The 24,985-nt window shown below is 60.7% G+C and carries 20 protein-coding genes and 1 pseudogene; 7 read left to right on the top strand and 14 right to left on the bottom strand.

Annotation, left to right across the window (positions count from 1 at the left end; genetic code table 11):
* Nucleotides 1-11: 11 nt before the first annotated feature.
* From V1T76_RS25540 to V1T76_RS25495, 10 genes and pseudogenes are all read right to left on the bottom strand, one after another.
* On the bottom strand, nucleotides 12-1,052 hold the full coding sequence (locus V1T76_RS25540) for a 2-hydroxyacid dehydrogenase (RefSeq protein WP_330563504.1): 1,041 nt from the start codon (nucleotides 1,050-1,052) through the stop codon (nucleotides 12-14).
* The gene (locus tag V1T76_RS25535) at nucleotides 1,049-2,608 is read right to left on the bottom strand and encodes an FGGY-family carbohydrate kinase (RefSeq protein ID WP_330563503.1); all 1,560 of its coding nucleotides are present in this window, start codon (nucleotides 2,606-2,608) and stop codon (nucleotides 1,049-1,051) included. Before V1T76_RS25535 ends, V1T76_RS25540 begins: the two co-directional genes overlap by 4 nt.
* Entirely contained in the window at nucleotides 2,605-3,732 is a 1,128-nt protein-coding gene (locus tag V1T76_RS25530; RefSeq protein WP_330563502.1) for an ABC transporter ATP-binding protein, read from the bottom strand. The genes V1T76_RS25535 and V1T76_RS25530 overlap by 4 nt, the downstream gene beginning before the upstream one ends.
* The gene (locus V1T76_RS25525; RefSeq protein ID WP_330563501.1) at nucleotides 3,729-4,838 is read right to left on the bottom strand and encodes an ABC transporter ATP-binding protein; all 1,110 of its coding nucleotides are present in this window, start codon (nucleotides 4,836-4,838) and stop codon (nucleotides 3,729-3,731) included. Before V1T76_RS25525 ends, V1T76_RS25530 begins: the two co-directional genes overlap by 4 nt.
* 4 nt (nucleotides 4,839-4,842) lie before the next feature.
* Nucleotides 4,843-5,700: a carbohydrate ABC transporter permease gene (locus V1T76_RS25520; protein WP_330563500.1), complete on the bottom strand. Its 858-nt coding sequence runs from the start codon at nucleotides 5,698-5,700 to the stop codon at nucleotides 4,843-4,845.
* A 2-nt stretch (nucleotides 5,701-5,702) separates the two neighbouring features.
* The gene (locus V1T76_RS25515; RefSeq protein WP_330563499.1) at nucleotides 5,703-6,626 is read right to left on the bottom strand and encodes a carbohydrate ABC transporter permease; all 924 of its coding nucleotides are present in this window, start codon (nucleotides 6,624-6,626) and stop codon (nucleotides 5,703-5,705) included.
* Nucleotides 6,627-6,724: 98 nt separating this feature from the next.
* Entirely contained in the window at nucleotides 6,725-8,164 is a 1,440-nt protein-coding gene (locus tag V1T76_RS25510) for an extracellular solute-binding protein (protein ID WP_330563498.1), read from the bottom strand.
* Between the two features lie 45 nt (nucleotides 8,165-8,209).
* On the bottom strand, nucleotides 8,210-9,193 hold the full coding sequence (locus tag V1T76_RS25505; RefSeq protein WP_330563497.1) for a sugar-binding transcriptional regulator: 984 nt from the start codon (nucleotides 9,191-9,193) through the stop codon (nucleotides 8,210-8,212).
* Nucleotides 9,194-9,593: 400 nt separating this feature from the next.
* A pseudogene (locus V1T76_RS25500) lies at nucleotides 9,594-10,117 on the bottom strand (IS6 family transposase).
* A 21-nt stretch (nucleotides 10,118-10,138) separates the two neighbouring features.
* Nucleotides 10,139-11,092 (bottom strand): LysR family transcriptional regulator, encoded by a 954-nt coding sequence (locus tag V1T76_RS25495; RefSeq protein ID WP_330563496.1) that lies wholly within the window; start codon nucleotides 11,090-11,092, stop codon nucleotides 10,139-10,141.
* Between the two features lie 93 nt (nucleotides 11,093-11,185).
* On the opposite strand from V1T76_RS25495, the gene V1T76_RS25490 reads away from it, so the two are divergent.
* From V1T76_RS25490 to cbbX, 7 genes are all read left to right on the top strand, one after another.
* A complete protein-coding gene (locus tag V1T76_RS25490; RefSeq protein ID WP_330563495.1) occupies nucleotides 11,186-12,193 on the top strand; it encodes a class 1 fructose-bisphosphatase in 1,008 nt (335 codons plus the stop codon).
* 43 nt (nucleotides 12,194-12,236) lie between these two features.
* Nucleotides 12,237-13,109, top strand: coding sequence for a phosphoribulokinase (locus tag V1T76_RS25485; protein WP_330563494.1), 873 nt, complete (start codon nucleotides 12,237-12,239; stop codon nucleotides 13,107-13,109).
* Between the two features lie 11 nt (nucleotides 13,110-13,120).
* The gene (tkt, locus tag V1T76_RS25480; RefSeq protein WP_330563493.1) at nucleotides 13,121-15,109 is read left to right on the top strand and encodes a transketolase; all 1,989 of its coding nucleotides are present in this window, start codon (nucleotides 13,121-13,123) and stop codon (nucleotides 15,107-15,109) included.
* 16 nt (nucleotides 15,110-15,125) lie between these two features.
* Nucleotides 15,126-16,205, top strand: a complete 1,080-nt coding sequence (gene fba / locus V1T76_RS25475) for a class II fructose-bisphosphate aldolase (RefSeq protein ID WP_330563492.1) — start codon at nucleotides 15,126-15,128, stop codon at nucleotides 16,203-16,205.
* Between the two features lie 23 nt (nucleotides 16,206-16,228).
* Nucleotides 16,229-17,695, top strand: a complete 1,467-nt coding sequence (locus V1T76_RS25470; protein WP_330563491.1) for a form I ribulose bisphosphate carboxylase large subunit — start codon at nucleotides 16,229-16,231, stop codon at nucleotides 17,693-17,695.
* Between the two features lie 12 nt (nucleotides 17,696-17,707).
* Nucleotides 17,708-18,097 carry a ribulose bisphosphate carboxylase small subunit gene (locus V1T76_RS25465; RefSeq protein ID WP_330563490.1) on the top strand — a complete coding sequence of 130 codons (390 nt, stop codon included), beginning with the start codon at nucleotides 17,708-17,710 and terminating at the stop codon, nucleotides 18,095-18,097.
* A 71-nt stretch (nucleotides 18,098-18,168) separates the two neighbouring features.
* A complete protein-coding gene (cbbX, locus tag V1T76_RS25460) occupies nucleotides 18,169-19,116 on the top strand; it encodes a CbbX protein (RefSeq protein WP_330563489.1) in 948 nt (315 codons plus the stop codon).
* Between the two features lie 123 nt (nucleotides 19,117-19,239).
* On the opposite strand, the gene V1T76_RS25455 is transcribed toward cbbX, so the two are convergent.
* The 4 genes from V1T76_RS25455 to V1T76_RS25440 form a co-directional block, all read right to left on the bottom strand.
* A complete protein-coding gene (locus tag V1T76_RS25455) occupies nucleotides 19,240-21,471 on the bottom strand; it encodes a molybdopterin-dependent oxidoreductase (protein ID WP_330563488.1) in 2,232 nt (743 codons plus the stop codon).
* A 69-nt stretch (nucleotides 21,472-21,540) separates the two neighbouring features.
* Nucleotides 21,541-23,031 carry an ABC transporter substrate-binding protein gene (locus tag V1T76_RS25450; RefSeq protein WP_330563487.1) on the bottom strand — a complete coding sequence of 497 codons (1,491 nt, stop codon included), beginning with the start codon at nucleotides 23,029-23,031 and terminating at the stop codon, nucleotides 21,541-21,543.
* A gap of 38 nt (nucleotides 23,032-23,069) precedes the next feature.
* Nucleotides 23,070-23,981: an ABC transporter ATP-binding protein gene (locus V1T76_RS25445; RefSeq protein WP_148584038.1), complete on the bottom strand. Its 912-nt coding sequence runs from the start codon at nucleotides 23,979-23,981 to the stop codon at nucleotides 23,070-23,072.
* On the bottom strand, nucleotides 23,978-24,985 hold the full coding sequence (locus tag V1T76_RS25440; protein WP_330563486.1) for an ABC transporter ATP-binding protein: 1,008 nt from the start codon (nucleotides 24,983-24,985) through the stop codon (nucleotides 23,978-23,980). The genes V1T76_RS25445 and V1T76_RS25440 overlap by 4 nt, the downstream gene beginning before the upstream one ends.

Here is a 24,985-nt window from a genome sequence, read left to right as displayed (position 1 = left end):
TTGGCTTGTCCTCAGCATGGGTTCACAGGTGGCTCGCCATCGAGCCAGCGCCGAACTTCCTCGGCGGCTTTCGAGGCGGCGATGCGAACGGTCTTGAGCGACGCACCGGCGATATGCGGTGTCAGCGTGACATTAGGCAGTTGCAGCAGCGGCCAGTCGGGCGGGGTCGGCTCAATGGCGAAGGTCTCCAGCATGGCGCCGCCCAGATGGCCGCTTTTCAGGCTGCCATAGAGCGCGTCGTAGTCCATCAAAGGCCCTCTGGCCGTGTTCACCAGAACGGCGCCGGGCTTCATAGCCGCGAGCTCCCTGACGCCGATCATGCCCCGGGTTTCATCGGTGACCCGAGGGTGGAGCGACACCACATCCGACTGATGTAACACTGTGTTGAGAGACACATGTTCGACGCCGGCATTTGTGTCATCGGCTGACAGTTGAACGTAAGGGTCGCACACAAGAATGCGGGTGCCGAAGGCGCGCAGCAGGCGCACCACACGTGTGCCGACTGCGCCGTAACCGATAATTCCGACGGTCATGTCGGAGAGTTCGTCTCCGGTCACATCGGCGCGGTAAAGATCGCCCCGATACTCACCTTTACGCAGGGCATCATGGCCCTTGGTGATGTTGCGGGTTTCGGCGAGGATAGCGCCGATGGTGAATTCCGCCACGGCGGACGCGTTGCGTCCGGGTGTGTTTACGACAAGAACCCCGTGCGCGGCCGCGGCGTCCATGGCCACATTGACCGGTCCGCCTCTGGAAACCGCGACGAGTTTGAGCTCGGGCGCAGCTTCAAACACCGACCTCGACAACGGCGCCAGATGGGTCACCAGGACCGGGGCATCACCCAGATGAGCAAGGACCTGCTCCGGTGTTCCCATATATTCCTTCAAGCCCTCCATGCCCGGCACCGCGTAACCGTGCTCCATCGGCTCATCCGGCCAGGGAAGATCCAGGCTGCGGCACACGATGCGGTCACCGCAAGCCTCGTGCAGCGCGGCGGCGAACATCTCGGACAGCATGAAGCGGTCGCCGATAATGGCCACTTCCGTTCTCATGACAGCTTCCTCCGGGCGAGGGCTTGTGCGGTCCATGTCTCCGGCATGGCGCCTCGGGTGGCTAGATAGGTGGAAAACAGGGTGTCAAACGTGTCGACAAGCTCGGGATCCGGCTCCTCGGCGGGCTCGACCAGGGGGTCGACCCAGGCGCGCGTCGCTGATGTGAGGTCCGGATAAAGCCCTTGTTGCACGGCGGCCATCATGACCGCCCCTGCCGCTCCGGCCTCAGGCTGCGCCACCGTCTTGACCGGTGCCCGCAAAGCCGCAGCCAGAAGTTTCTTGAGCGCGCCCGATTTGGCCGCGCCGCCGGTCAGATGAATTTCGCTGGGCACATGTCCAAGTGCACGGTAACAGTCGCGGGTCGCGAGAACCAGACCGTCGAAGACACTGCGCAGGATGTCGAACCAGCCGGTGTTTTGATCCATGCCGGTCAGGGCCGCACGGGCGGATGGATCGGCAAAGGGGCCTCGTTCGCCGGCAGAGGAAATGTAGGGCAGGTAGAAGGCGGCGCCCGGTCGAGCGGCCAGAATCTTGTCGTCCAGGCCGATCAGAAGCTCGTCCTGCGTTTTCTCGACGCCTGCGTCGAGCAGCACCTCGCGCATCAGGCCGAGCGCCCAGTCGATGTTCAGCGTCGCCGCCATGTTGGTCTGTATCTGGGCAAACGTGCCACCCGGGAACGGCATCGTGTACCCCGACCGTTCCGGGTTGAGGACGACTTGATCGGCGCCGGAAATGAAGCGCATATGCATGCCCGTCGAACCCAGAATGGTAATACCCCGGTCGGCGGCGGGATCGTGCAGACCGGCCCCAAGCGCGCAGCACATGACATCCACGCCTCCCAGACACACTGGCAGACCAGCCGGCAGGCCCGTGAGGGCAGCTGCTTGCGGGGTAAGAGCATCGGCCCGCCGGGTACCGTCCACTATGGGCGGCAGCAGGTGCCGGTGAGACCTCAAACCGAGCGCGTCGATGACTGCGTCACTGTAAGCGCCGGTTTTGTAGGAGCAGAACGTGAAGCCGGCTTCCGAAACATCGGCGGCGATGACGCCGGTCAGTTTGAGATAGAGCCAGTCCTTGCAGTGGAGAGCTGCGGCGCTGCGCTCCAAAAGCTCCGGCTGGTGGAGGGCCATGTGGACCAGATGCGTACGCATCTGGCAGACGTTGAGCCCGGTCGCCGTCTCTTGATAGATCGTTTCGATCGCGTCTGACTCGGAAAGAGACCGGGAGGTCTCCGCTGAGCGCGCATCAAGCCAGAGCCAGCCGTCGTGGACCGGCTCTCCATCGGCGTCGACCAGCCATGTTCCGTCTCCCTGACCTGTGATGGCGAGGGCCAGGACATTCGACGCGTCGCCCGGGAGCTTCGCGACCAGGTCTCTCAAGACCTCTGCCGTGTCCCGCCAGGTCCGGTCCATGTCCTGCTCAACGCCGCCATCCGGTCGGCAGTGGTAGACATTCCGTCGATGAGCCATGGCGAGCTGGCGGCCCGACAGGTCATAGGCGACCGCCTTGATGACCGACGTGCCTGCATCGACTCCAACAAGCACCTCCTTGCTCATGCAAGTGCTCCTCCGTGGGAGAAGGCACGACCGCTATCCGCCGCGAAGATGTGAAGGTCATGGGCGGCCACGTCGATGCCGATGGTTTCGCCCGGCGCGTGATGCGCCCTGTCGTGGCGAACCGAGACGATGGTCTGCCCGGCGAAACGGGCCGCGATATGTGTCTGGTCGCCAAGCCATTGATTGGCATAGACCCTGGCAGGGTGGCCACCAGAGGTGATTTTCACCGCATGGGGCCGCACACCGATGACGAACGCATCCGATGCCAGCAGACGCGCCTTGAGATCGTCGGAAAAGGCGCTTGCCGGATAGGTCAGGCAAACCCCGTCGGCGAGATTCAGTTTCAGATCGTCGCCGTCTGTTTCCGCCTGTGCAGGAAACACGTTCATGGGCGGTTCGCCGATGAAAGTACCGGTGAACAGATTGGCAGGCCGATCCTTGAGGTGAAGCGGCGAGTCGAATTGCTGCAGGACTCCGCCTTCCATCACCGCGATCCGATCAGCAAGCGCGTTGGCTTCGGTCTGGTCATGAGTCACCAAAATGGCGGTCAGCCCACGTTCCTTGATGAAGTGCTTGAGCCGGCCGCGCAACAAGGCCCTGAGCTGCGGCTCCAACTGGCCCATCGGCTCGTCGAGCAAATGCAGATCCGCCTTGCGGATCAGGGCGCGGGCGAGGCTTGCTCTTTGCTGTTGCCCACCGGAGATCGATCCTGGATAGCGATCCAGAATGTCCTCGATCTCCAGCAGGTGGGCGATCTCGGCCACCTTTTTTCGAATCTCGTCTTTCGCCAGACGCTCAGACTTCAAAGCGAAGGCGATGTTCTCCTCAACCGTCAGCGGCGGATAGAGCGAATATCCCTCAAAGGCCATAGCCACATTCCGCTTGGCCGGCGCGAGCTTGTGAACCGGGCGCCCCTTGATGAGGATCTCGCCCGAAGACGCCGCTTCGAACCCGGCGATCATGCGCAAGGTGGAGGTCTTGCCGCAGCCGGACGATCCCAACAGCGCGACGATTTCGCCCTGGGTCACGCTCAGGTTCAGATCCTTGACAGCCCGGACCGGATGACGGGAAGTCTCGTTATAGATCTTGTCGATCTGTTTAAGGTCGAGCAGAACGTCGCTCATGCCGCTTTCTCCGCTGCGTGACTGGTTCCCTTCGGGTCGAGCCGGACGCCGGTCTGACGATCGAACAGGACCGCGTCGCTCGGATCGATGGTGATGTGTGCCGTTCCCGACGTGGGCGCGGGCATTTCCGCAGGGCGGGAGACCAGAATTTCTCGTTTGCGCAGCGTGGTGACCAGGGTGACCGCCTTTTCGTTGAAAGGCGTTTCCGCTTCGATGGTGACGGGCACGCCTTCATTTGCATCTGTAAAGCTCAACGCCTCCGGGCGCAGGCCGAGGACGCACTCCCTGCCGACAGTGCCGGACAGTCCGGGGTCGAGCTGGATTCTCTGGTCGGACAGGCTGGCATAGACGCCGGAGGCGTCGCTCTGGGGAACCACATCCAGAAGATTGATGGTCGGATCGCCGAACAGTTTGGCGATATTGATCGTTGCCGGGCGCCGGTAAATTTCCTCCGGCGTGCCGTTCTGGATGATGCGGCCGCCGTCGAGCACGGCGATCCTGTCCCCGAGCGCCATGGCTTCGCGGTAGTCCTGGGTGACATAGATGACCGTAGCGCCTTGATCCGCCAGCAGGCGGGGTAGTTCCAGACGCATCTCGAACCGCAATTTCGCATCCACGTTGCGCAGAGGATCGTCGAGCAGCAGGACCTTGGGGTGGGAAACGAGCGCGCGAGCGAGCGCGGTCCGTTGCTTTTGACCGTTCGACAGCGCCTTGGGCGTGTGGGTGAGCACATGGTCGATCTTGAGCAGTCTGGCAACCGTATCGACGCCGGCACGGATTTGATCGGCAGTATTGCCACAGGCGGTGAGGGGGCTTGCGATGTTGTCGAAGGCATCCATGTGCGGAAACAGGGCGAAGTTTTGAAACGCCATACCGATCCCGCGATGCTCCGGCAGCACGTCAGTCACATCCTCTCCGCCAATCAGAACCTCGCCATCGTCTTGTTCGACGGCACCGGCGATGCAGCGGAGCAAGACTGTCTTGCCCGCTCCGGACGGGCCGAAGAGAACCAGAGTGCTGCCTTCGGGCACATCCAGATCGATACCTGAAAGCACTTCGGTGTCCTTGAAGCGCTTGACGAGTTTTCTAAGTTCAATACGGCTCATGAGTTCATCCTTTCACCGCGCCGAGCGAAAGGCCTTCCACCAGATAGCGTTGCGCCCACAGGGCAAGGAGCAGGGTCGGGGCGATCGACATTACGATCGCGGCGGCGATCTGGCCGTATTGGATGCCTGAGGCGGTAACGAAGGCGAGGGCGCCGACCGTCACCGGCTGTTTGTCGGCGGAAGCCAGAACCAGCGCGAAGATGAAATTGTTCCAGGCGAAAATGAACGCCAGGAGGCCGGCCGCTGCGATGCCCGGACCGGCCAGCGGCAGGGCGATTTTCCTGAAGGTGGCGAACCAGCCGTGCCCGGCGATGCGGTAGGCATGTTCGATGTCCGGGGATATATCCTCGAAATAGCCGCGCACGATCCAAAGGATCAGGGGAAGGCAGATCAGCTGGTAGACCCAGACCAGCCCGAGATAGGTGTTCGCCAGTCCAAGCGCCTGGAAATAGAGCGTCAGTGGCAACAGCACCAGCAGGGGCGGCGCGAAGCGGAACGACAGCAGCGTGAACGCAATGTCCTCCGAGCCGCGGAACTTGTGCCGGGCGAAGGCATAGGCCGCCGGAACCCCCAGGATCAGCGCCAGCGCCACAGAGAACACCGACAGCAGGATCGAGTTCAGCAGGTTGTTCATGAAGTGGATGCTCATGGTGCCCGCGTTGGAATCGAGTTCACCGGAAATGATCGCCGCATAGTTCTTGAGGGTCGGCACGAAGGACATGCTGGGCGGTGAGCGCAAAATGGTCTCGTTGGTCTGCAGCGACATGAGCACGATCCAGAAGATCGGGAACATGAAGAAAACCACGATGGCGGTAAGGGCGATGGCGCGCAGAAGGCGCTCTAATATTGATCGGTGATCCATGGTTATGCCCCTCCTTTGGCGCGTTCGCGCAGGCGCAGCCAGTTTTTCACAAAGACATTGGACAGCACGTAGGTGATGGCCCAGAGGATCATGAGCAATGCCGCCGACCTTCCCACATTGGTGGACTGGAAGAAGTTCAGATAGGCCTCCACCTGGAACACCATCAGACGGTTTCCGGGGCCGCCCTGGGTCATGGCGTAGATGATGTCGAACTGCTGGATGGAATCGAGCAGGCGGAAAAGGGCCGCCGTCAGGATGTAGGGTGACAGCATCGGCAGCGTGATCCGCCAGAATTGTTCGAACCGCGGCACGCCATCGAGCGCGGCCGCCTCGAACGGCTGGGTCGGCAGGGACCGCAGACCCGCCAGCAGCAGGATCATGATGAATGGCGTATAGACCCAGACATCCACGAGGATGACGGTCAGGAGCGCTGTGCTCGGCGACGACGCCCAGCGGAAATCCTGGAAGCCAAGCAGCTGCATGAAGTAGCTCAGGATGCCGAAATTCGGATTGGTCATCAGCTTGAACATGAGCGCCGCCAGCGCGGGCGCGGTCATCAGCGGCATCAGGAGCATGATCGACACGAAGTTGTTCACCCGGCTGCGCCTTTGAAGCAGCAGCGCTATGGCGAGCCCGAGGACAAGTTCGATACCAACCGTCAGTCCCGCGTAGACGAGCGACACCTTCAAGGTGTTCCAGAAGTCGGGATCGGTGAAGAAATTCACATAGTTCTCGCCCCAGTTCATGCCCCGGTTCCAGGGTTGAGACATGCGGTAACGCTGAAGCGAATAATAGATGGCCGTCACGAACGGGATCAGGATCCCGATGCAGACCAGAAGCGCCGGCAGGCTGAGCAGGTAGGGCAGCAGCGTCCTGGACAGGCGGCTGGAGCGCCGCAAGACGGGCATGTCGGCTTGAACGGACATAAGACCTCCATGGCGCGCGGCGCTCCCGCCGCTGCCTGTTCGCTGGAAGGGTGTGCAGGGCGGACTGCCCTGCACATGTCACTTGACGTTGATGCTGATCAGCGCAGGCCGGCTTCGGAAAGCTGACCGTTCATGCTGTCGGCGAGCTGATCCAGACCTTCATCGACCGGGATTTCCTTGGCGACCATGCGTTGCAGCATGGCGGCCCATTCCGTGGTCAGATCGAAGAACAGCGGCTGAGGCGTGAACTTGATCGAGGCGCCGGGCGCGGACGTCTTGTACATGTCCACGTAGCCCGGATAGCTCTTGTTGAGCTTCTCCTGGAACATCTCGTCCTGCCAAACCGTGTTGCGGACCGGATCCACGAAGTCCATCTGCCGCGCGCCGAAGAGGGCGTGCTCGGGTCCCGAGGCCCACTGCATGAAATACCAGGTGGCATCCAGGTCCTTGGAGAACTTGGACATGGCCAGCGACCAGATCCAGATATTCGGCGTGGGCGCCTTGGCATCCGGATTGGCCGCGAACGGCGCGTAGGCCAACTGGCCGGCCATGGCATTGTCGCCGCCGTTCATGAAGTAGCCGAGAATGTCGGCGTCGAAGATCATGCCCGACTTGCCGGCCCCAAGATCCGTGCCGACCTGGTACCAGGTATGGGTTGACCAGTCGCTCGCGCCGCTTTCCTGGATCATCTTGACCCATTTGGCGTGGAAAGCCTTCGATCCGTCGGTATTCATGGCGGCGGAAAGCTTGCCGTTGTCGTTGGTCAGGTCCATTTCACCGAAGTTGGCGTAGGCCGACAGGAAGCCTGGGTGGATGGTTGCCCAGGAGCGTGAGCCGCGTACGCCGATGCCGTAGATGCCGTCGTTTCCAGCCTGAACCTTGGCGGCGGCCTCGATGAGCTCGTCCATATTGGTCGGGACGGCGACGCCCGCCTTGTCGAACATCGCCTTGTTGTAGGTGAGGTTGTTCTGCTCGTAACCCCAGGGGATGCACCATTGCTTGGCATCGTCTGAGCCGAGCTTTCCGCCCGGGATGCCGTTCCAGGCGCAGGACTTACGCACGCCTTCCAACATGTCCGACCAATTATAATGCGGATTGGTCTTTTCCGGGTCGTTCAGCCACTCATTGTGATCGACGATCCAGCCGGCCGGTCCGTAGGTCCAGGTCATGTAGGCGCCGGTCATGAAGGCGTCATATTCCGTGGATCCGGAGGACAATGCCGCCGTGACCTTGTCGAAATAGACATCTTCCGGGAAGACGTCATAGGAGACATCCATGCCAGTCAGTTGCTTGAACGTGTCCAGATTGGCGATCATGGCATCCGTGTAGGGATGCTTGTTCAGAAGCAGCTTGATGCTTTTGCCGGAATGTTTTTTCCAGTCGAAATCCGCAGCCAGAGCACGGGTTGCCATCATGTTGTGCAATGTGCCGGCAGACGCCGCCGTGAGCCCCAAGGCCCCAAGCCGCCGGATCAGGGTACGTCTGCTCATTCCACCGTTTAGAAACGTGGAAATTAGATCCTTTTCCTTTTCGTACATGGTCTTTCCTCCCAAAAAGCCCTGACTAGAAAGTGCTCCCGGCGTCTATGCCGGAGGCCGCTCGACGATAGCCCGGGCCGTGGCCTCGTCTGTGATCAATCCGGTTAGCAAGCCGCTTGCGAGTGCCGCGCTGATCGCTGGAATCTTGGTCTTTCCGCCTGCGATGGCGACCACCTCCCGCCCCCTCAGGGATTCGAGGGGCGGCGCCATGACACGGTCGTCATAGGGGCTGGTCAGGATGCCGCCGTCCTCGCTCAAAAATTGTCCGAGCATTTCCGCAATCGCGCCAGCCTTGCGAAGATCCATCGCCGCCGAACCGCCATCAAGCATGGAACAGCTGATGCCGCCTTCGTCGCTGCCGACATCGCCGATACCCACAACGACCAGCGTGGCCTCTTCGATTAGCTCCATCGTTTCGACGATGCCGAACTGCTTTAGCATCACCTGCTTGTCTTCAGCGGAATTCGCATAAAGCGGTGCCGGCATGAGGAACGAGGCTGCGTTGGTCTTCTGTGCCAGCCGATGGATGACGTCGTAGGGATTGGCAGCGAAGGACCGGGTCAGGCCACCAAGGACCGACACGAAGCGCACATCCGGTGTGGCCTGCCGTCCCATGGCGTTCACCGACGCGGCGAGTGTCCGGCCGTTTCCGACGCCGATAACCTGATGTTTGCGCCCAGCGGCGGCCTGCATGAAAAAATTTGCACCGACGGCCGAAAGCGTCTTCAGCGGAATTGGATTGTTGTCCGGAATATCCATGCCTATCCGGCAGAAACCAAGGCCATAGCGGTTCATCAGCTCTGTTTCGAGCTGAACGCAATCGGTGGCCTCCACGTCTACGAAGATGCGTACCAGGCCCTGGTTCTGAGCTCGGGCGATGTAGCGGTGGGCGCGGGTGTTGGGGACGTTGAGGCGCTTTGCAACCTCGGCCTGGGTCATGCCTCCGACGTAGTGCAGCCATGCGGCGCGTGCCGCAAGATCGGCGTCCCCATCGCTTTTCGTTGGCATCAGGCCCTGGCCGTCGTTCATCTCTCTACCCATTCTATTCATTTGAAATAAATTCCAGATATGAAATTTATTTCGAAAAAGGGAACCACAGACTGTCGTTGCCCGCAAGGAAAATTTGACTCAAGGCCTGGCCGATCAAATCTACGACGCGTTTTTAATATTGAAATTCAATGGATTGCCGTCCCTATAGCGCTTGCAATCGGACGTTGGAATATGCGCGCAGTCGAGATGACGGCGCATCGGACACCCTGTAGAGATGGTTCTTTTCTTGCTGCCATGCGGATGAAAACGTGAGCGTTCGAGCGCCCAAGGGTAAACCCACCGCCTCAACGGAGCGCCTGACTAGTTTGCGACGAACCGCAGCTTTTAGGTCTCGTTTGCGAACAGGCGAACGTCCCACTTGGGGACGCAGTGGCGCAGATTACCGAGCGCGGACACCCCATTGACCGGTAAAGTCGAAGCCCTTCTTGAGCCACAGCATGGCTTCAAAGCCGTCGATGGTCGGAGGAAACGTGCCGGCACCATCGGTGCCGATTTTGCCCGGTGACAGCAGCGGGGCATCCTGCAACATTTTTCGAAAGAACCGCTTGGCCGCATTCAGATTGCGCTTCGCTGAGAGCAGGAAGTCGACCGGATTTCCATGCTTGTCGATGGCCCGATACACATAGCCCACTGGCCCATGATGTGCACATAGGTCTCATCGATATGGACCGAGCCACAATGCTGTTTGCGGAAACTCCGCAACCGTTTTTCCATAAGAGGAGCGTAGGTCAGAACCCACCGGTTGATGGTGCTGTGGTTCACTTTAAACCCGCGTCCAGGAACATTTCGTCTAGGTCCCGATAGCTCAGCGGATAACGCAAGTACCAGGGACACTGCCTGGATGATCTGCCAAGCCTCGAACTGTCTGCCTTTAAAGTCATCCTTCGAGCTGCGTTTCCGCAAGTCATCGCTGTCCGCCCGGACTTATATTGGTGCCGACAGGAGGCCGGTGATCTCCTCTTCTGCCAGCAGGTTTTCGCCGTTGCTACGGATATAGTCCAGAACCTTTTGCATTGCAGGATCCAGCGTAAGGTCGGAGCGGTGCAGGACGAACCAGTGCCGCACGATCGGCAGCAGTTCGGCGCGGATAATAGCAAGACGGTTCGATTTCAGTTCCTCGATCACGGTATGCGCGGAAATCAGGGCGATGCCGAGACCGGCAATCACGGCCTGCTTGATCGACTCGTTCGATTCCATTTCCGTGAAAGTGAAGGCCTGGCCGTCACCCAGCTGATCCAGAAAACGCATTGACAGGATGCGGGTCCCCGAACCGGGCTCGCGCATGATGAAGTTCTCGTTGACGATGTCTGAACTTTCGGCCGTGCCGCCTTGTGCCAGGGGATGGGCGGGATGGGCAATCAACACATGGGGATGGTCCCCGATATTGTATGCGGTTACCTCGGGTCGACGCGGTGGACGTCCCATGATCGCAATGTCGATTTTGCCTGAATCGAGATCGGAAATGGTACGGTCTCGGTTGCCAACTTGCAGCACCACTTCAATGTCCGGATAGTCCCTTTTCAGCTGGGCGACGATTGATGGTGCGAGATATTTGCCCGTACTGACCACTCCCAGGACCACGCGTCCGGCCAGGCCCTTCTTCATTGCATCGATACTGCCGATCGCCCTGTTCAGGGCTGACAGTGAGGTTTCGTACGCGTCCAGCAACGCCCGGCCCGCCGTTGTCGCCTCGAAACTGCCGGCCCGGGTGCGGTTGAGAAGAGCGCAGCCGAAATTCTCTTCCAGCACCTTGAGTTGGGTATGGACGGCAGGTGGCGTCAGGCCCAGCAAGTCAGCAGAATGACTGATGCTGCCTGTTCTGACGACGGTGCTCAGAGCTCGCAACTGTTTGAAAGTGATGGCGTTAAGACGTGTCATTTAATTATTCTAAAACAAGGTTCTGAATTTTTAAATTTAGTTTATTTTCAAAACCCTGAATATCAAGGCCATCCACGAGGACGGGAGGCCTTGATGATCGACAATCGCCTAGCAGAAAAATGCGACCATCTTCCGGCTGATTGCCAGGCCCTGGTCGACGCTCTCTGCCGCGTGGCCATTACGCTGTCGCGAAAGATAGCAAGGGGACCGCTGGAGGGGGCGTTCGCAGCCGAAGTCGGCCAGAACACCGGAGGCGACTCGCAGAAAGCGCTTGATGTCGAAGCCGATCTCGCCTTCGCCGACGCGGTGACCGGTTGCGGCGTGCGCTGGTATGCTTCCGAGGAACAGGAAAGTGTCCTGGAGATCGATCCCAACGGCTGGCTGGCGCTCGCGATCGATCCGCTCGATGGTTCCTCGAACATTGATGTCAACGTATCTATCGGCACCATATTTTCCGTGTTCGATGCCAAAGCGGATCGCGAAGCCTCTTTCCTGCGGCCGGCCCGGGAACAGATTGCGGCCGGGTATTTCATCTATGGCCCGCAGACCGCGCTTATCCTGACCTTCGGCGCAGGCGTGCTGCACTATGTGCTGGACCCCATCGATCTGCAGTTCAAGCTGATCAATGACCACCTGGTCATTCCCGAAAACGCCAGGGAATTCGCCATCAACGCGTCGAACTACCGCCATTGGTCCAGGCCGGTACGGGCCTATATCGACGATTGCCTGGCAGGCGACGAAGGCCCCCGGTCGAAAAACTTCAACATGCGCTGGGTGGCCTCGCTGGTGGCTGAAACTCACCGGATCCTGAGCCGGGGAGGCATCTTCCTGTATCCGGCGGACAGCCGGCCCGGCTACGAAAAAGGGCGTCTCAGGATCGTCTATGAATGTGCGCCTATTGCTTTCCTGGTTGAACAGGCCCGCGGCAAGGCGACCACCGGCACCGACCGCGTGCTCGACCAGGCCGCTCAAACGCTACACCAGCGCACGGGGTTTGTTTTCGGATCGGCCGACAAGGTTGACCGGGTTACCGCCTATCACGACCTGCCCGACCAGGAAGTCTCTGCCTTGTTCGGCACCCGTGGCCTGTTTCGTGGCTGAGACCTGTGCCCGCGTTGGCACAACAAGGATCTGAGGATTTATCATGTCCAAGAAACATCCGATTATCTCGGTGACCGGCTCCTCGGGTTCGGGCACTACGACGGTCAAGAGCACCTTCGATCAGATATTCCGTCGGGAGGGCATCAGCACCGTTTCGATCGAGGGGGATGCCTTTCACCGTTACGACCGGGCAGAGATGAAACGGGAGCTTGATGTCCGCAAGAGCGCCGGCGACGAGACCTTCAGCCATTTCAGCTATGACGCAAACGAACTGGAAAAGCTTGCAGAGGTCTTCCGCACCTATGCCGAAACCGGCCGGGGCGAAACCCGCCATTATATCCATGACGAGGAAGAAGCCGAACGTTATGGCGCTGAACCTGGAACCTTCACCGGCTGGGCGCCTTTTGAGGAAGGCTCGGACCTGCTGTTCTACGAAGGGCTCCATGGCGCCGTCGTAAATGACAGCGTCAACCTGTCAGCGCTCGCGGATCTTAAGATCGGCGTCGTCCCGGTGATCAATCTGGAGTGGATCCAGAAGATCCACCGCGACAAGGCCCGGCGGGGCTATTCGACCGAGGCCGTGACGGACACGATCCTTCGGCGCATGCATGCCTATGTGCACTGTATCTGCCCGCAATTCACCGAAACCGACATCAATTTCCAGCGGGTTCCGGTGGTGGACACGTCAAACCCGTTTATCGCGCGCTGGATTCCGACCGCGGACGAGAGCCTCGTGGTCATCCGCTTCAAGAACCCGCGCGGTATCGATTTCGCCTATCTGCGGACCATGATCCACGACAGCTGGATGACCCGCGCCAACTCCATCGTCATTCCCGGCGGCAAGATGGATCTGGCGATGCAGCTGATCTTCACCCCGATGATCCTCCGCCTCGTCAACGAATCCAGACGCGCCTAAAGGAGAGCCCAATGAACATTCAGGTCACCATGCAAGCAACGGAAACCGCGATGGCCAACGCCATTCGCGCCCTTGCGATGGATGCGGTCCAGGCGGCAAAGTCCGGGCATCCCGGCGCGCCGATGGGCCTTGCGGATGTCGCTACGGTGCTCTTCAACCGCTTCATCAAGATCGATCCGTCAGATCCCGGCTGGCCAGACCGTGACCGCTTCGTGCTGAGCGCGGGTCACGCTTCGATGCTGCTCTACGCAATCCACCACCTGCTCGGCTATGACGACATGGACGCGGAGCAGCTTCGCCGCTTCCGCCAACTCGGCTCACGCACGGCGGGCCATCCCGAGTATGGCCATGCCAAGGGCATCGAAACGACCACCGGACCGCTCGGCCAAGGCATCGCCACCGCAGTCGGCATGGCGTTGGCAGAACGCATGCTGAATGCCCGTTTCGACAACAATCTTGTCAACCACTACACCTATGTTCTTGCCGGTGACGGCTGCCTGATGGAAGGCATCAGCCACGAGGCGATCGACCTCGCCGGCCACCTCGGCCTCGGACGCCTGATCGTCTTCTGGGACGACAACCGGATCACCATCGACGGCGCCACGGATCTGTCGACATCAATGGATCAAATGAAACGGTTTGATGCCGCCGGCTGGCAGGTGCAGGCTATCGACGGTCATGACATGGATGCGATCGCCGACGCCATAGCCAATGCTTGCGAAGAAACAGGCAAGCCGTCGCTGATCGCCTGCAACACGGTCATCGGCAAGGGCGCACCCAACAAGGCGGGCAGCCACAAGGTTCATGGCGAGCCCCTCGGAGACGAGGAGATCGCGGCGACCCGGAAGGCGCTGGATTGGCCGCATGCTGCTTTCGAGGTTCCGCAAACGGTTCGAGATGCCTGGGCGGCGGTCTCGCGGCGCGGCCGCATTGCGAACGAGGCCTGGAAACGACGAAAGGCAGCACACCCCCGGGTGGCAGAGTTCGACGCAAGTTTCGCCGAACCGGACGCAGATACCCTCGGTAAGGCGATCAGCGATCACAAGCGGCAGCTCAGCGTGGACGCGCCGAAGATCGCAACGCGCAAGGCTTCGGAATTGGCCCTTGAGGTGGTCAATTCCGTGCTGCCGAACACGATCGGCGGCTCGGCCGACCTGACCGGGTCAAACAATACCCGGACGAGTGGCATGCGAGCGGTCTCCCGGACAAATTTCGGCGGCAACTATCTCCACTACGGCATTCGTGAACACGGCATGGCGGCGGCCATGAACGGCATCACGCTTCACGGCGGGTTCCGCACCTATGGTGGCACGTTCCTGGCATTTGCCGATTATTGCCGGCCGTCAATTCGTCTGTCAGCCCTGATGGGCGTGCCGGTGACCTACGTCATGACCCATGACAGCATCGGCCTTGGCGAGGACGGCCCGACCCATCAGCCGGTCGAGACGCTTGCCTCTTTAAGAGCCATGCCGAACCTGACCGTCATCCGTCCGGCCGACGCCGTGGAGACCGCCGAAGCCTGGGAAATTGCCGCGACCGCGAAGAAAACGCCGACGGTGCTGTGCCTGTCCCGGCAGGGGCTGCCGACGGTCCGCAGGGATCATACATGCGAGAACAGGACCCGCCGCGGCGCCTATTTGCTGAAGGAACCGTGCGGTGCCCGTCATTTGACGCTGATCGCCACCGGGTCAGAGGTCGAGATCGCGCTTGCTGCCGCAGACCTTCTGGCGATCAACGGCATCAAGGCCGCCGTTGTCTCTGCACCCTCATTCGAACTTTTTGCCTGTCAGGATCAGGCGTATCGCGACGCAGTGCTCGGCACAGCGCCACGCGTGGGTGTGGAAGCGGCTGTCCGTCAGGGCTGGGACGTCCTGATCGGTTCCGGCGGCGCATTTGTCGGCATGACCGGCTTCGGCGCGTCGGCCCCGGCTTCCGACCTCTACGACCATTTCGGCATCACCCCGGTCGCCGTCGCCACCGCTGCAAAAGCACTTTTGTAACCTCGAGGAGATCTCCATGGCGCTCATCACTCTCCGGCAGCTTCTGGACCACGCCGCCGAGCACGGCTACGGCGTTCCGGCGTTCAACATCAACAACATGGAACAGGGACTGGCGATCCTGCGCGCGGCTTCAAGCTGCGATGCGCCAGTCATCCTGCAGGCAAGCCGAGGGGCGCGCTCCTATGCTGGCGACATCATGCTTCGCAACATGGTTGCCGCGCTCGCCGAGATGCATCCAGGCATTCCGATTGTCATGCATCAGGACCACGGCAACAATGAAGCCACGTGCCTTTCGGCGATACGCCACGGCTTCACTTCGGTGATGATGGACGGCTCGCTGGAGGAGGACATGAAGACGCCGGCAAGCTACGATTACAATGTCGAGATCACCCGCAAGGTGACACGCGCCGCCCATTCGGTCGGTGCATCGGTGGAAGGCGAACTCGGCGTTCTGGGCTCCCTGGAAACCGGCGAGGCCGGCGAGGAGGACGGCTCGGGCGCTTCGGGCAAGCTCGACCATCACCAGCTCCTGACGGATCCGGACCAGGCGGTAGATTTTGTCCAGGCGACCAGATGCGATGCGCTCGCCATCGCCTGCGGTACCAGCCACGGGGCCTACAAGTTCAGTCGCAAGCCCGATGGCGAGATCCTGTCGATGAAGACCATCGAGGCAATCCACCGGAAACTGCCCTCGACCCATCTCGTCATGCACGGCTCGAGTTCGGTTCCGCAATATCTGCAGGATCTCATCAACGAAAATGGTGGCGATATGCCCCAGACCTATGGTGTGCCGGTGGAAGAGATCGAGCGTGGCATCAGGATGGGCGTGCGCAAGGTCAACATCGACACCGATTGCCGCATGGCAATGACGGGTCAGTTCCGCAGGGTCGCGAGGGAGAAGCCGGCCGAATTCGACCCGCGCAAATTCATGATCCCCGCGATGACCGAACTCGAAACGCTTTGCCGCGACCGGTTCGAGCGGTTCGGCACCGCCGGACAGGCTTGCAGGATCAGGCCGGTGTCGCTCGATGAAATGGCCGAGCGCTACAGGTCGGGGGCTCTCGACCCGCAGACCGTGACTTCCCGGGCCGCATAACCCGCCAACCAAGGAGACGGACCATGAACCAGATCAGCACGCCCAAGGAAATCAAGGGCAAGGAACGCTACAAGGCCGGTGTCCTGAAATATGCCCAGATGGGCTATTGGGACGGCGACTATGTGCCCAAGGACACCGACATTCTGGCCCTCTTCCGTATCACGCCACAGGATGGCGTCGATCCGATCGAGGCCGCTGCCGCCGTTGCCGGCGAAAGCTCCACGGCAACCTGGACAGTCGTCTGGACCGATCGGCTGACTGCCTGCGACAGCTACCGCGCCAAGGCTTACCGGGTCGAGCCGGTGCCGAACCAGGAAGGACAGTATTTTGCCTACGTCGCCTATGATCTGATCCTGTTCGAGGAAGGTTCGATCGCGAACCTTACCGCTTCAATCATCGGAAACGTGTTCTCGTTCAAGCCTCTCAGGGCCGCGCGCCTCGAGGACATGCGCCTGCCGGTTGCCTATGTCAAAACCTTTGCCGGACCACCGACCGGTCTGATCGTCGAGCGCGAGCGCCTCGACAAGTTCGGCAAGCCGCTCCTGGGCGCAACCACCAAACCGAAACTCGGCCTTTCCGGCAAGAACTACGGCCGTGTTGTCTACGAAGGCCTCAAGGGTGGTCTCGACTTCATGAAGGACGACGAGAACATCAACTCCCAGCCCTTCATGCATTGGCGTGACCGCTTCCTTTACTGCATGGAGGCCGTCAACAAGGCGAGCGCCGAGACCGGTGAGATCAAGGGGCACTATCTCAATGTTACCGCCGGGACGATGGAGGAAATGTACAGGCGCGCCGAATTCGCCAAGGAACTCGGCTCCGTGGTCGTCATGGTGGACCTGATCGTCGGCTGGACCGCGATTCAATCCATCAGCAACTGGTGTCGCGACAACAACATGATCCTGCACATGCACCGCGCAGGCCATGGCACCTATACGCGGCAGAAGAACCACGGCATCTCATTCCGCGTCATCGCCAAATGGCTGCGTCTTGCAGGCGTCGATCATCTGCATTGCGGCACCGCTGTCGGCAAGCTCGAGGGAGACCCGCTGACCGTCCAGGGCTACTACAATGTCTGCCGAGAAACGTACAATGAGGTCGATCTGCCGCGTGGCAACTTCTTCGAGCAGGACTGGGCCGATCTGAAAAAGGTCATGCCCGTTGCTTCGGGCGGCATCCATGCCGGCCAGATGCACCAGTTGCTGGATCTGTTCGGCGACGATGTCGTGCTGCAGTTCGGCGGGGGCACCATCGGCCACCCGATGGGCATCCAGGCGGGAGCGACCGCCAACCGTGTGGCGCTGGAGGCCATGGTGCTCGCGCGCAACGAAGGCCGAGACATCAGGAACGAGGGGCCGCAGATCCTGCGTGAGGCCGCCAGATGGTGCAAACCGCTGGAAGCGGCCCTCGATACCTGGGGCAACATCACCTTCAACTACACCTCGACCGACACATCGGACTTCGTCCCGACCGCCTCGGTTGCAATGTGAGGAGAACGACTCATGCGCATCACTCAAGGATGTTTTTCGTTTCTGCCCGATCTAACCGATGCCCAGATCAGCGCCCAGATCGAATACTGCCTGCAGCAAGATTGGGCGATCGGTGTGGAGTTCACCAACGACCCGCATCCGCGCAACACCTATTGGGATATGTGGGGCAACCCCATGTTCGACCTGCGGGACGCCAAGGGCGTGATGATGGAACTGGAAGACTGCCGCAAGGCTCATCCGGACGCCTATATCCGCATCAATGCCTTCGACGACGTGCGCGGCATCGAGTCGGTCAAGATGTCCTTCATCGTCAACCGTCCGGCCGCAGAGCCGAAGATCCATATGCAGCGCATCGACTTCGTCGACCGCGCCCAGAAATACAGCTGGAACGTGCGCTACTGAACCTCGACCGGCCCACCTTCGCACGCTGCGGGACAGCGTGCGGCTCTTCCGCAAATGCAGGAGCGTGCGCAATGACCACCGAGATGATCGATGCAACTGAAAAGGCTCCGCCGACCACGATCGATCTGGCCACCGAGTATGAATCGTCCGGGGTTGCCGATGTCCTCAGGGAACTGGACGAGCACCTGATCGGCCTTGCGCCGGTCAAGCAGCGCATCCGCGAGACTGCGGCTTTGCTGCTGGTCGACCGTGCCCGGCGCGAAATGGGACTTACCCAGGAGACCCCTACCTTACACATGTCCTTCACCGGCAATCCGGGTACAGGCAAGACCACGGTCGCGCTGATGATGGCAGGCCTGTTGCATCGCCTCGGCTATGTGCGAAAGGGCCATCTTGTATCCGTGACACGCGACGATCTGGTCGGTCAGTACATCGGCCATACGGCGCCCAAGACCAAGGAGGTGTTGAAAAAGGCCATGGGTGGCGTCCTCTTCATCGACGAGGCCTATTACCTTTACAAGCCCGACAACGAGCGCGACTACGGCCAGGAAGCGATCGAAATCCTGTTGCAGGTGATGGAGAACAACCGCGACGACCTGGTCGTCATCATGGCTGGCTACGCCAACAAGATGGACCAGTTCTTTTCAGCCAATCCCGGCTTCCGTTCCCGCATCGCCCATCACATCGATTTTCCGGACTACGTGGAGGAGGAATTGCTGCGCATCGCCAGGTCCATGCTGGCGGCGCAGAACTATTTTCTCGATGACGCCGCCGAGCGGGCTTTGGCCGACTATATCGGCCTCCGCCGGCAGCAGCCGCACTTCGCCAATGCCCGCTCGGTGCGCAATGCCCTCGACCGGGCGCGCCTGCGCCAGGCCAACCGTCTCTTCAGTGACGCCAAAGGTCCGCTGGATGCCGACGCCCTGTCGATGATCTGCGAACCGGACATTCGGGCGAGCCGTGTCTTCAGGGGCGGCCTCGATACCGACCTTGCCACCCGGCCGCAAGCGGCGGAGTAGCCGGACCACTCAAGCAAACCTCAGAGGACAGACCGATGACCTTCGAACCTTCCGTCAGGATCATCCCCTCGATCCTCTTCGCCGCGCCTTATTTTGAATGAGATCTGAAGCCAGATGGGAATCCTATTTCGATTCAGGATGTTCGGAAATTGCTCTAATCTCCACTCTTGCACCGCCTGCACTGGCCCCTTGCGACAGCTCGGAAGAACCGAAGTCGCGGGTGAGTGTGTTGGGGTTGCCCCCCAGGTCGATGCGCACGCCGTCGGAGTCAATTTCGGGCCGGTACCAGCCACCGGTGGGCAGCACGACATGGCCGGGCATCACGCGCGCGTCTGCCTTGAGCGCTACCTTCACGATGCCCCGGCTGTTACAGAGGCAGGCCAGCGCGCCATCTGACAAACCCGCGGCGGCAATATCAGCGGGGTTCAAGCGGGCCACCTCACACCCTTCGACCCTTGCATCGGTCGCGGCGCGCGCCCCGTCAAGCTGACTGTGCAGCCGGACTTCCGGTTGCGGCGACAGAAGGCGGAGGGGCAGGGCGGTGTCCTCTTCCTGATCGCCGGGGCGAGGGGTGCTCAGAGCTGCTCCAAGACGCTGATCATTGCAGCGCATCAGGTCGGGTATCAGCTCTATCAGGCCCGTTGGGGTAGCCAGGGGATGCTCTTCCGGTGCGTCGACAAAGGCCTCAAGTGGTTGAGCGACCTCTTCGGGCGCAGGGTCGGCCAGACGGGCGTACCCCTTGCGTTGGAAGTCCTCCCAAGAGGGGAGTTCCGGGAAGGCCTCGCGGTAACCCTGGTAGAGCGTTTCGATCCATTCACCGATACTTCGACGACCCCGGAAACTGTCACCCAGACCAAGACGGTCAGAAATGCGGCCCAGTACCTCGTGATCGGTCTCCACCCCCTCGGGCGGATCCATCACACGTGACGAGCGGATGATCCAGTCATCTCGCGAAGCTGCTGCAATGTCGTCCCGTTCGAAAGGCAGAGCCGAGGGAAAAACCAAGTCGGCGTGACGTGCCGTGGCTGTCCAGACGCTTTCGTGGACAATCACCGTCTCGGGTCGCTTCCAGGCCCGCGCGAGGCGGTTGAGGTCCTGATGATGATGGAAGGGATTTCCGCCGGCCCACCAGATCAGTCGAATATCCGGCAAGGTCAGCGTGCTGCCGTTATAGCGAATGGTGCCGCCTGGCCGCTCCAGCATCTCGGTTATCCTTGCAACCGGGATGAAGTCGGTGACCGGGTTCTTGCCCTGCTCGAAAGCCGGTCCGCGCAGCCGGCGCAGAGGATTGCCGACAGAGGACACGGCGGAAAGGCCACAAGCCACCCCGCATCCGGGACGCCCGATCTGACCGGACAGAACCGCAAGAACCACCGCGGCCCAATAGGGCTGTTCGCCTGCGACCGCGCGTTGGAGCGACCAGGCCAGATTGATCAGGGCCGGCCCCTCGACAAGCCTGTGTGCCAGAGAGACCAGGGTCTGCGCCGGAATGCCGGTCAGACCTTCCGCCCATTCGGGCGTTTTGCGCTGCCCATCCGTTTTTCCGAGCAGCACATCCTGAATATCCTCATAGCCGTTGGCGATGCGCCGAACGGCAGTTTCATCAACCAGCTTCTCGGTGACGAGAATGTAGGCCATTGCCAACATGGCGCAGGCATCCGTTCCGGCATTGATGGCCAGATGCTCGCCGATCGGAGCGTCGCGCCCATCCGGAGACAACGTCAGCATCTCGCCGCCTGCCCGCTCAAAGGCCTCGATCCAGCCCCGGGTCCGGTGTGCACCTGTCCCTCCTGCCTCAACCTGCGCATTGGCAAGGCGCATGCCGCCAAAAGACAGGATGAACGGCCGCATGGTGACGATGCGGTCCCAGCTCGGGCTGAGCGCGCCGGGGTCGGAATATTCACGCCCCACCAGATGCGGGATCAGGACTTTCGCCGTGCCGTAACTGTATGTGTTGACGGTGGAGACGAAACCACCTGCAAGATTGAGGAAGCGCTTCAACTGGCTTTGCGGATGATGGAAACGACCGGCCGATCCCCAGCCGTAGGAACCTCCGAAAATCGACCGGTTGCCGAAACTCTTGCGGATACGCACCATTTCATCGGCCGCCAGGTCGCAAGCCGTCTTGATATCGAGGGGAACGAACGTGTCGTCCCCTCGAGCCTTGCCCTTGTCCCCCTCCAGCCATCCCCGTCGCGCCATGGGCTGGCGGATACGGGTGGGGTGGTCGGCAAGATCGAGGAAGCCTGCGCCCACAGGGGAGGGCGCCGGATCATGTCGGAAGGCCTGAAGGGATGGCCCGTCGGAGCCCTGCTCGATCTCGTAAGTGCCGAAGTGACTGGCAAAGAGGTTCATGGCAAGCTCCGCAGATGAGAATGAAGGCGGGCGGTCTTTGCCGTCCGCCTTCTTTTGACAGACCCTAGATTACTGGGCTGGCGTCATGTCGTACGCACGCATCCAGTCATCCCCACGCGCTTTGTAGGACACGTTTTTGGAGACCCCATAAGTGGCCGGCTGGGCATAGAGGAAGACGACCGGTGCTTCGTCGCACATGATCTCGGTGGCCTTTTTGTAGGCAGCCTTGCGCGCAGCTTCGTCCGTAGTCGAACCACCGGCCACGAGCTGTTCATCGAACGCCGGGTCATTCCAGTAGGAATACTGGTTGCCCGGCTTGAACAATGTCAACAGACCGTCAGCGTCGATGGTTGCCCAGGCCTGCCCAAGGAGAGACATCCGGCCAAGGTCATGCGCCTTGCGGTATTTGTCGAGATATGCCCCGAATTCCATGGTCTGGATCTCGGTCTTGACGCCAACATCGCCGAACATCTGGGCCACGGCCTGCGTAACTTCTTCTCCTTGTAGATAGGTGGAAGCGGGCAGCTCGAATTCGAAAGTCTGGCTCAGGTCGACACCGGATTCTTCCAGGAGCTTCTTGGCCATTTCCGGATCATACGGATAAGGCTTCAGATCCGGGTTGTAGCCGAAATAGTCGGGCGTCATGACCTGACACTTCGAAACCGTAGCCAGACCGTCGAACAGCGCCTCCGCAATCAGGGTCTTGTCGACGGCATAGTTCAGGGCCTGGCGGAATTTCTTGTTGTCGAGCGGAGCCTTTTCCGTGTTGAGCTTGATGAACACGGAGCGGGTACTGTCCACAGCACCGGCATCGGCTTTCGGGCTTTCCTTGATGCGTCCGATCTCGGAAGCAGGCACCTTGTTGATCAGGTCGACTTCACCCGCCATGAGGGCCGCGATACGGCTTGCCGTTTCGGGAATGACGCGGAAGGTCACATGATCGAACTGCGCCGGCGTGCCCCAGAAGTCCGGATTCGGCTCAAGGGTGATGTGATCGCCGGGAACATTCTCGACCATCTTGTACTTGAAGCCGGACATGGTCTCGGTGACGGGATCATGCTCGGAGGCCCACTTCGGCGGGAGCAGCATGAACATCGAAAGCTGCGCCGGCAGGGCCGGATAGGGCGAGGAAGTCTTGATCTCGAATTCGGTCGGCGAAATCACATTTACGGACTCGATCTGGCGGAACCAGGAAGAGATCCTCATCGGCTTGTCAGGGTTGGTCACCCGCTCGATGTTCCAGGCCACGGTTTCTGAATCGAGTGGCTCGCCATTTGCGAATTTGGCGCCGGGAACGAGCGTGAACTTCCAGGTCAGATCGTCGACCGCTTCCCAGGACTCTGCAAGGGAGGGAACGAGCTTATAGTCCGGCTGACGCAGGATCAGGGTCGGGTAAACATGGCTGAGGACCGACAGGTCAAGACCGACAGAGGCCGAACCATGTGGGTCGAGCGTGTTCACGGCGGAGGTCTGCGCAATTGTGACATCCATCGCGAAGGCGGGGAGCGTGAGCATGGACGCAATCGCCGAGCCGGCGAGAAGTTTGGTAAGTCTGGTCATTGTTTCCCTATCTTCTGAAGGTTGGGGCCTTTTGGCTCTTATTGTGTGGTTTGATCGAGGACGAAGTGGCCGGGCGCAACTTCGACCATCTGCGCTTCACGTGCCGGAATGTTCGCGGCAACGTCAAAAGGGGTGCGGTCCGGGCGGCGCCGGTCCGGATCGGGGATCGGTATCGCGGCAAGTAGCGAGCGGGTATAGGGGTGGCGCGGATCGGAGAAGATCTGCTCGGTCGGAGCAACCTCGACAATCCGGCCGCGAAGCATCACGGCCACGCGCTGGCAGAGATATCGAACCATCGACAGGTCATGGGCGATGAACAGATAGGCCAGTCCCAATTCGTCCTGAAGATCCTGAAACAGGTTGACGATCTGGGCCTGGATCGACACGTCAAGCGCGGTGATCGGCTCATCCGCGACGATAAAAGCCGGGTTTAGCGAAATGGCACGGGCAATATTGATCCGCTGCCGCTGGCCGCCGGAGAATTCATGCGGATAGCGCGACATGAAGCTCGGATCGAGACCGACGCGCTTGAAGAGTTCCGCAACCCGATCCCGAAGGGCTGACCCCTTTTCAACGCCGTGCACCACCAGCGGCTCTGCAACAAAGCGTCCGACCTTCATACGCGGATTGAGCGCGGAATAGGGATCCTGGAAGATCATCTGCATCTGACGGCGATATGGCTTCAACCCCTGGGGGCCCAGAAGCGTCAGCTCATTCCCGCGAAACCGCACCGACCCTGCATCCGGCGTTTCCAGGTGCAGGACCGCTCGCCCCGTCGTCGATTTCCCGGAACCGGATTCGCCGACAAGACCGAGAGTTTCGCCCTCACCAATCTTGAAGGAGACGTCGTTGATGGCATGAATCACCGGTTTCCGCTTACCGAACAGCGACTTGCCGCCGCCGTAGCTGCGCATGAGGCCGTTGACTTCCAGAACGGGAAGGCTGTTCATCGCGTCTTCTCCTTCTCGGCCGCCATCAACGCTGGCAGGTCGTACCAGGCGGCGACCTTGTGGCCCGGCACGTCACCGACATCACGCAAGGCAGGAACTTCCCGGTGGCATCGTTCGGTTGCGAAAGGATTGCGCGGGGCAAAGGGATCGCCGGCCGGCGGATTGGCCATGTCGGGCGGGCTGCCGGGGATCTGGTAAAGGCGGCGCTGCGTTCGCGCGCCCTCGTCGGGCAGGGAATTCAGCAGCCCCCAGGTGTAGGCCGATCGTGGATCGTGGAACACCGGACGCACCGGTCCACGTTCCATGATCCGGCCGCCGTACATGACCTGGATCGTGTCGGCGAGCTCCGCCACCACACCCATGTCATGGGTGATCCAGATAACCGTCGTGCCAAAGTCTTCTTTCAACTTGCGCACCAGATCGAGGATCTGCGCCTGAACGGTCACGTCCAGCGCTGTGGTTGCCTCGTCGGCGATCAGGAGGCGCGGATTGCAGGACATGCCGATGGCGATCATCACACGCTGGCGCATTCCGCCGGAAAACTCATGCGGGTATTGCGAAAGACGGGCTTCCGGATGGGGAATGCCGACAATGTCGAGCAGCTCCACCATTCGCGCCTTCAGCGCGTCGCCCTTGAGGGTCGTGTGCCGCTGAAGAACTTCCTTCAGCTGCCGTCCGACAGTCAGCACCGGATTGAGCGAAGACATCGGATCTTGAAAGACCATGCCGATCTGTCCGCCACGGATCTCACGCAGCTCGCGGTCGGACAGAGCCATCAGATTGTTGCCATCGAACCAGGCTTCACCGGAAACGATCCGTCCCGGTGGGCAGGGCAACAGGCCCAGCATCCCAAGGATGTGGACAGACTTGCCCGATCCGCTTTCACCGACAATCCCAAGGGTTTCGCCAGCTTCGATGGAGTAGCTGAGGTCGTTGACGGCATGGACGACACCGCCTGGGGTGTCGAACTCGATCGTCAGGTTCTTGATCTCAAGCAGAGCCAC

Origin of the sequence: Roseibium sp. FZY0029 (assembly GCF_036350355.1) — a bacterium.
Lineage (GTDB): Bacteria > Pseudomonadota > Alphaproteobacteria > Rhizobiales > Stappiaceae > Roseibium.
Note: the sequence above shows the minus strand (reverse complement) of the source record. Positions and strands in the feature narration are given on the sequence as shown.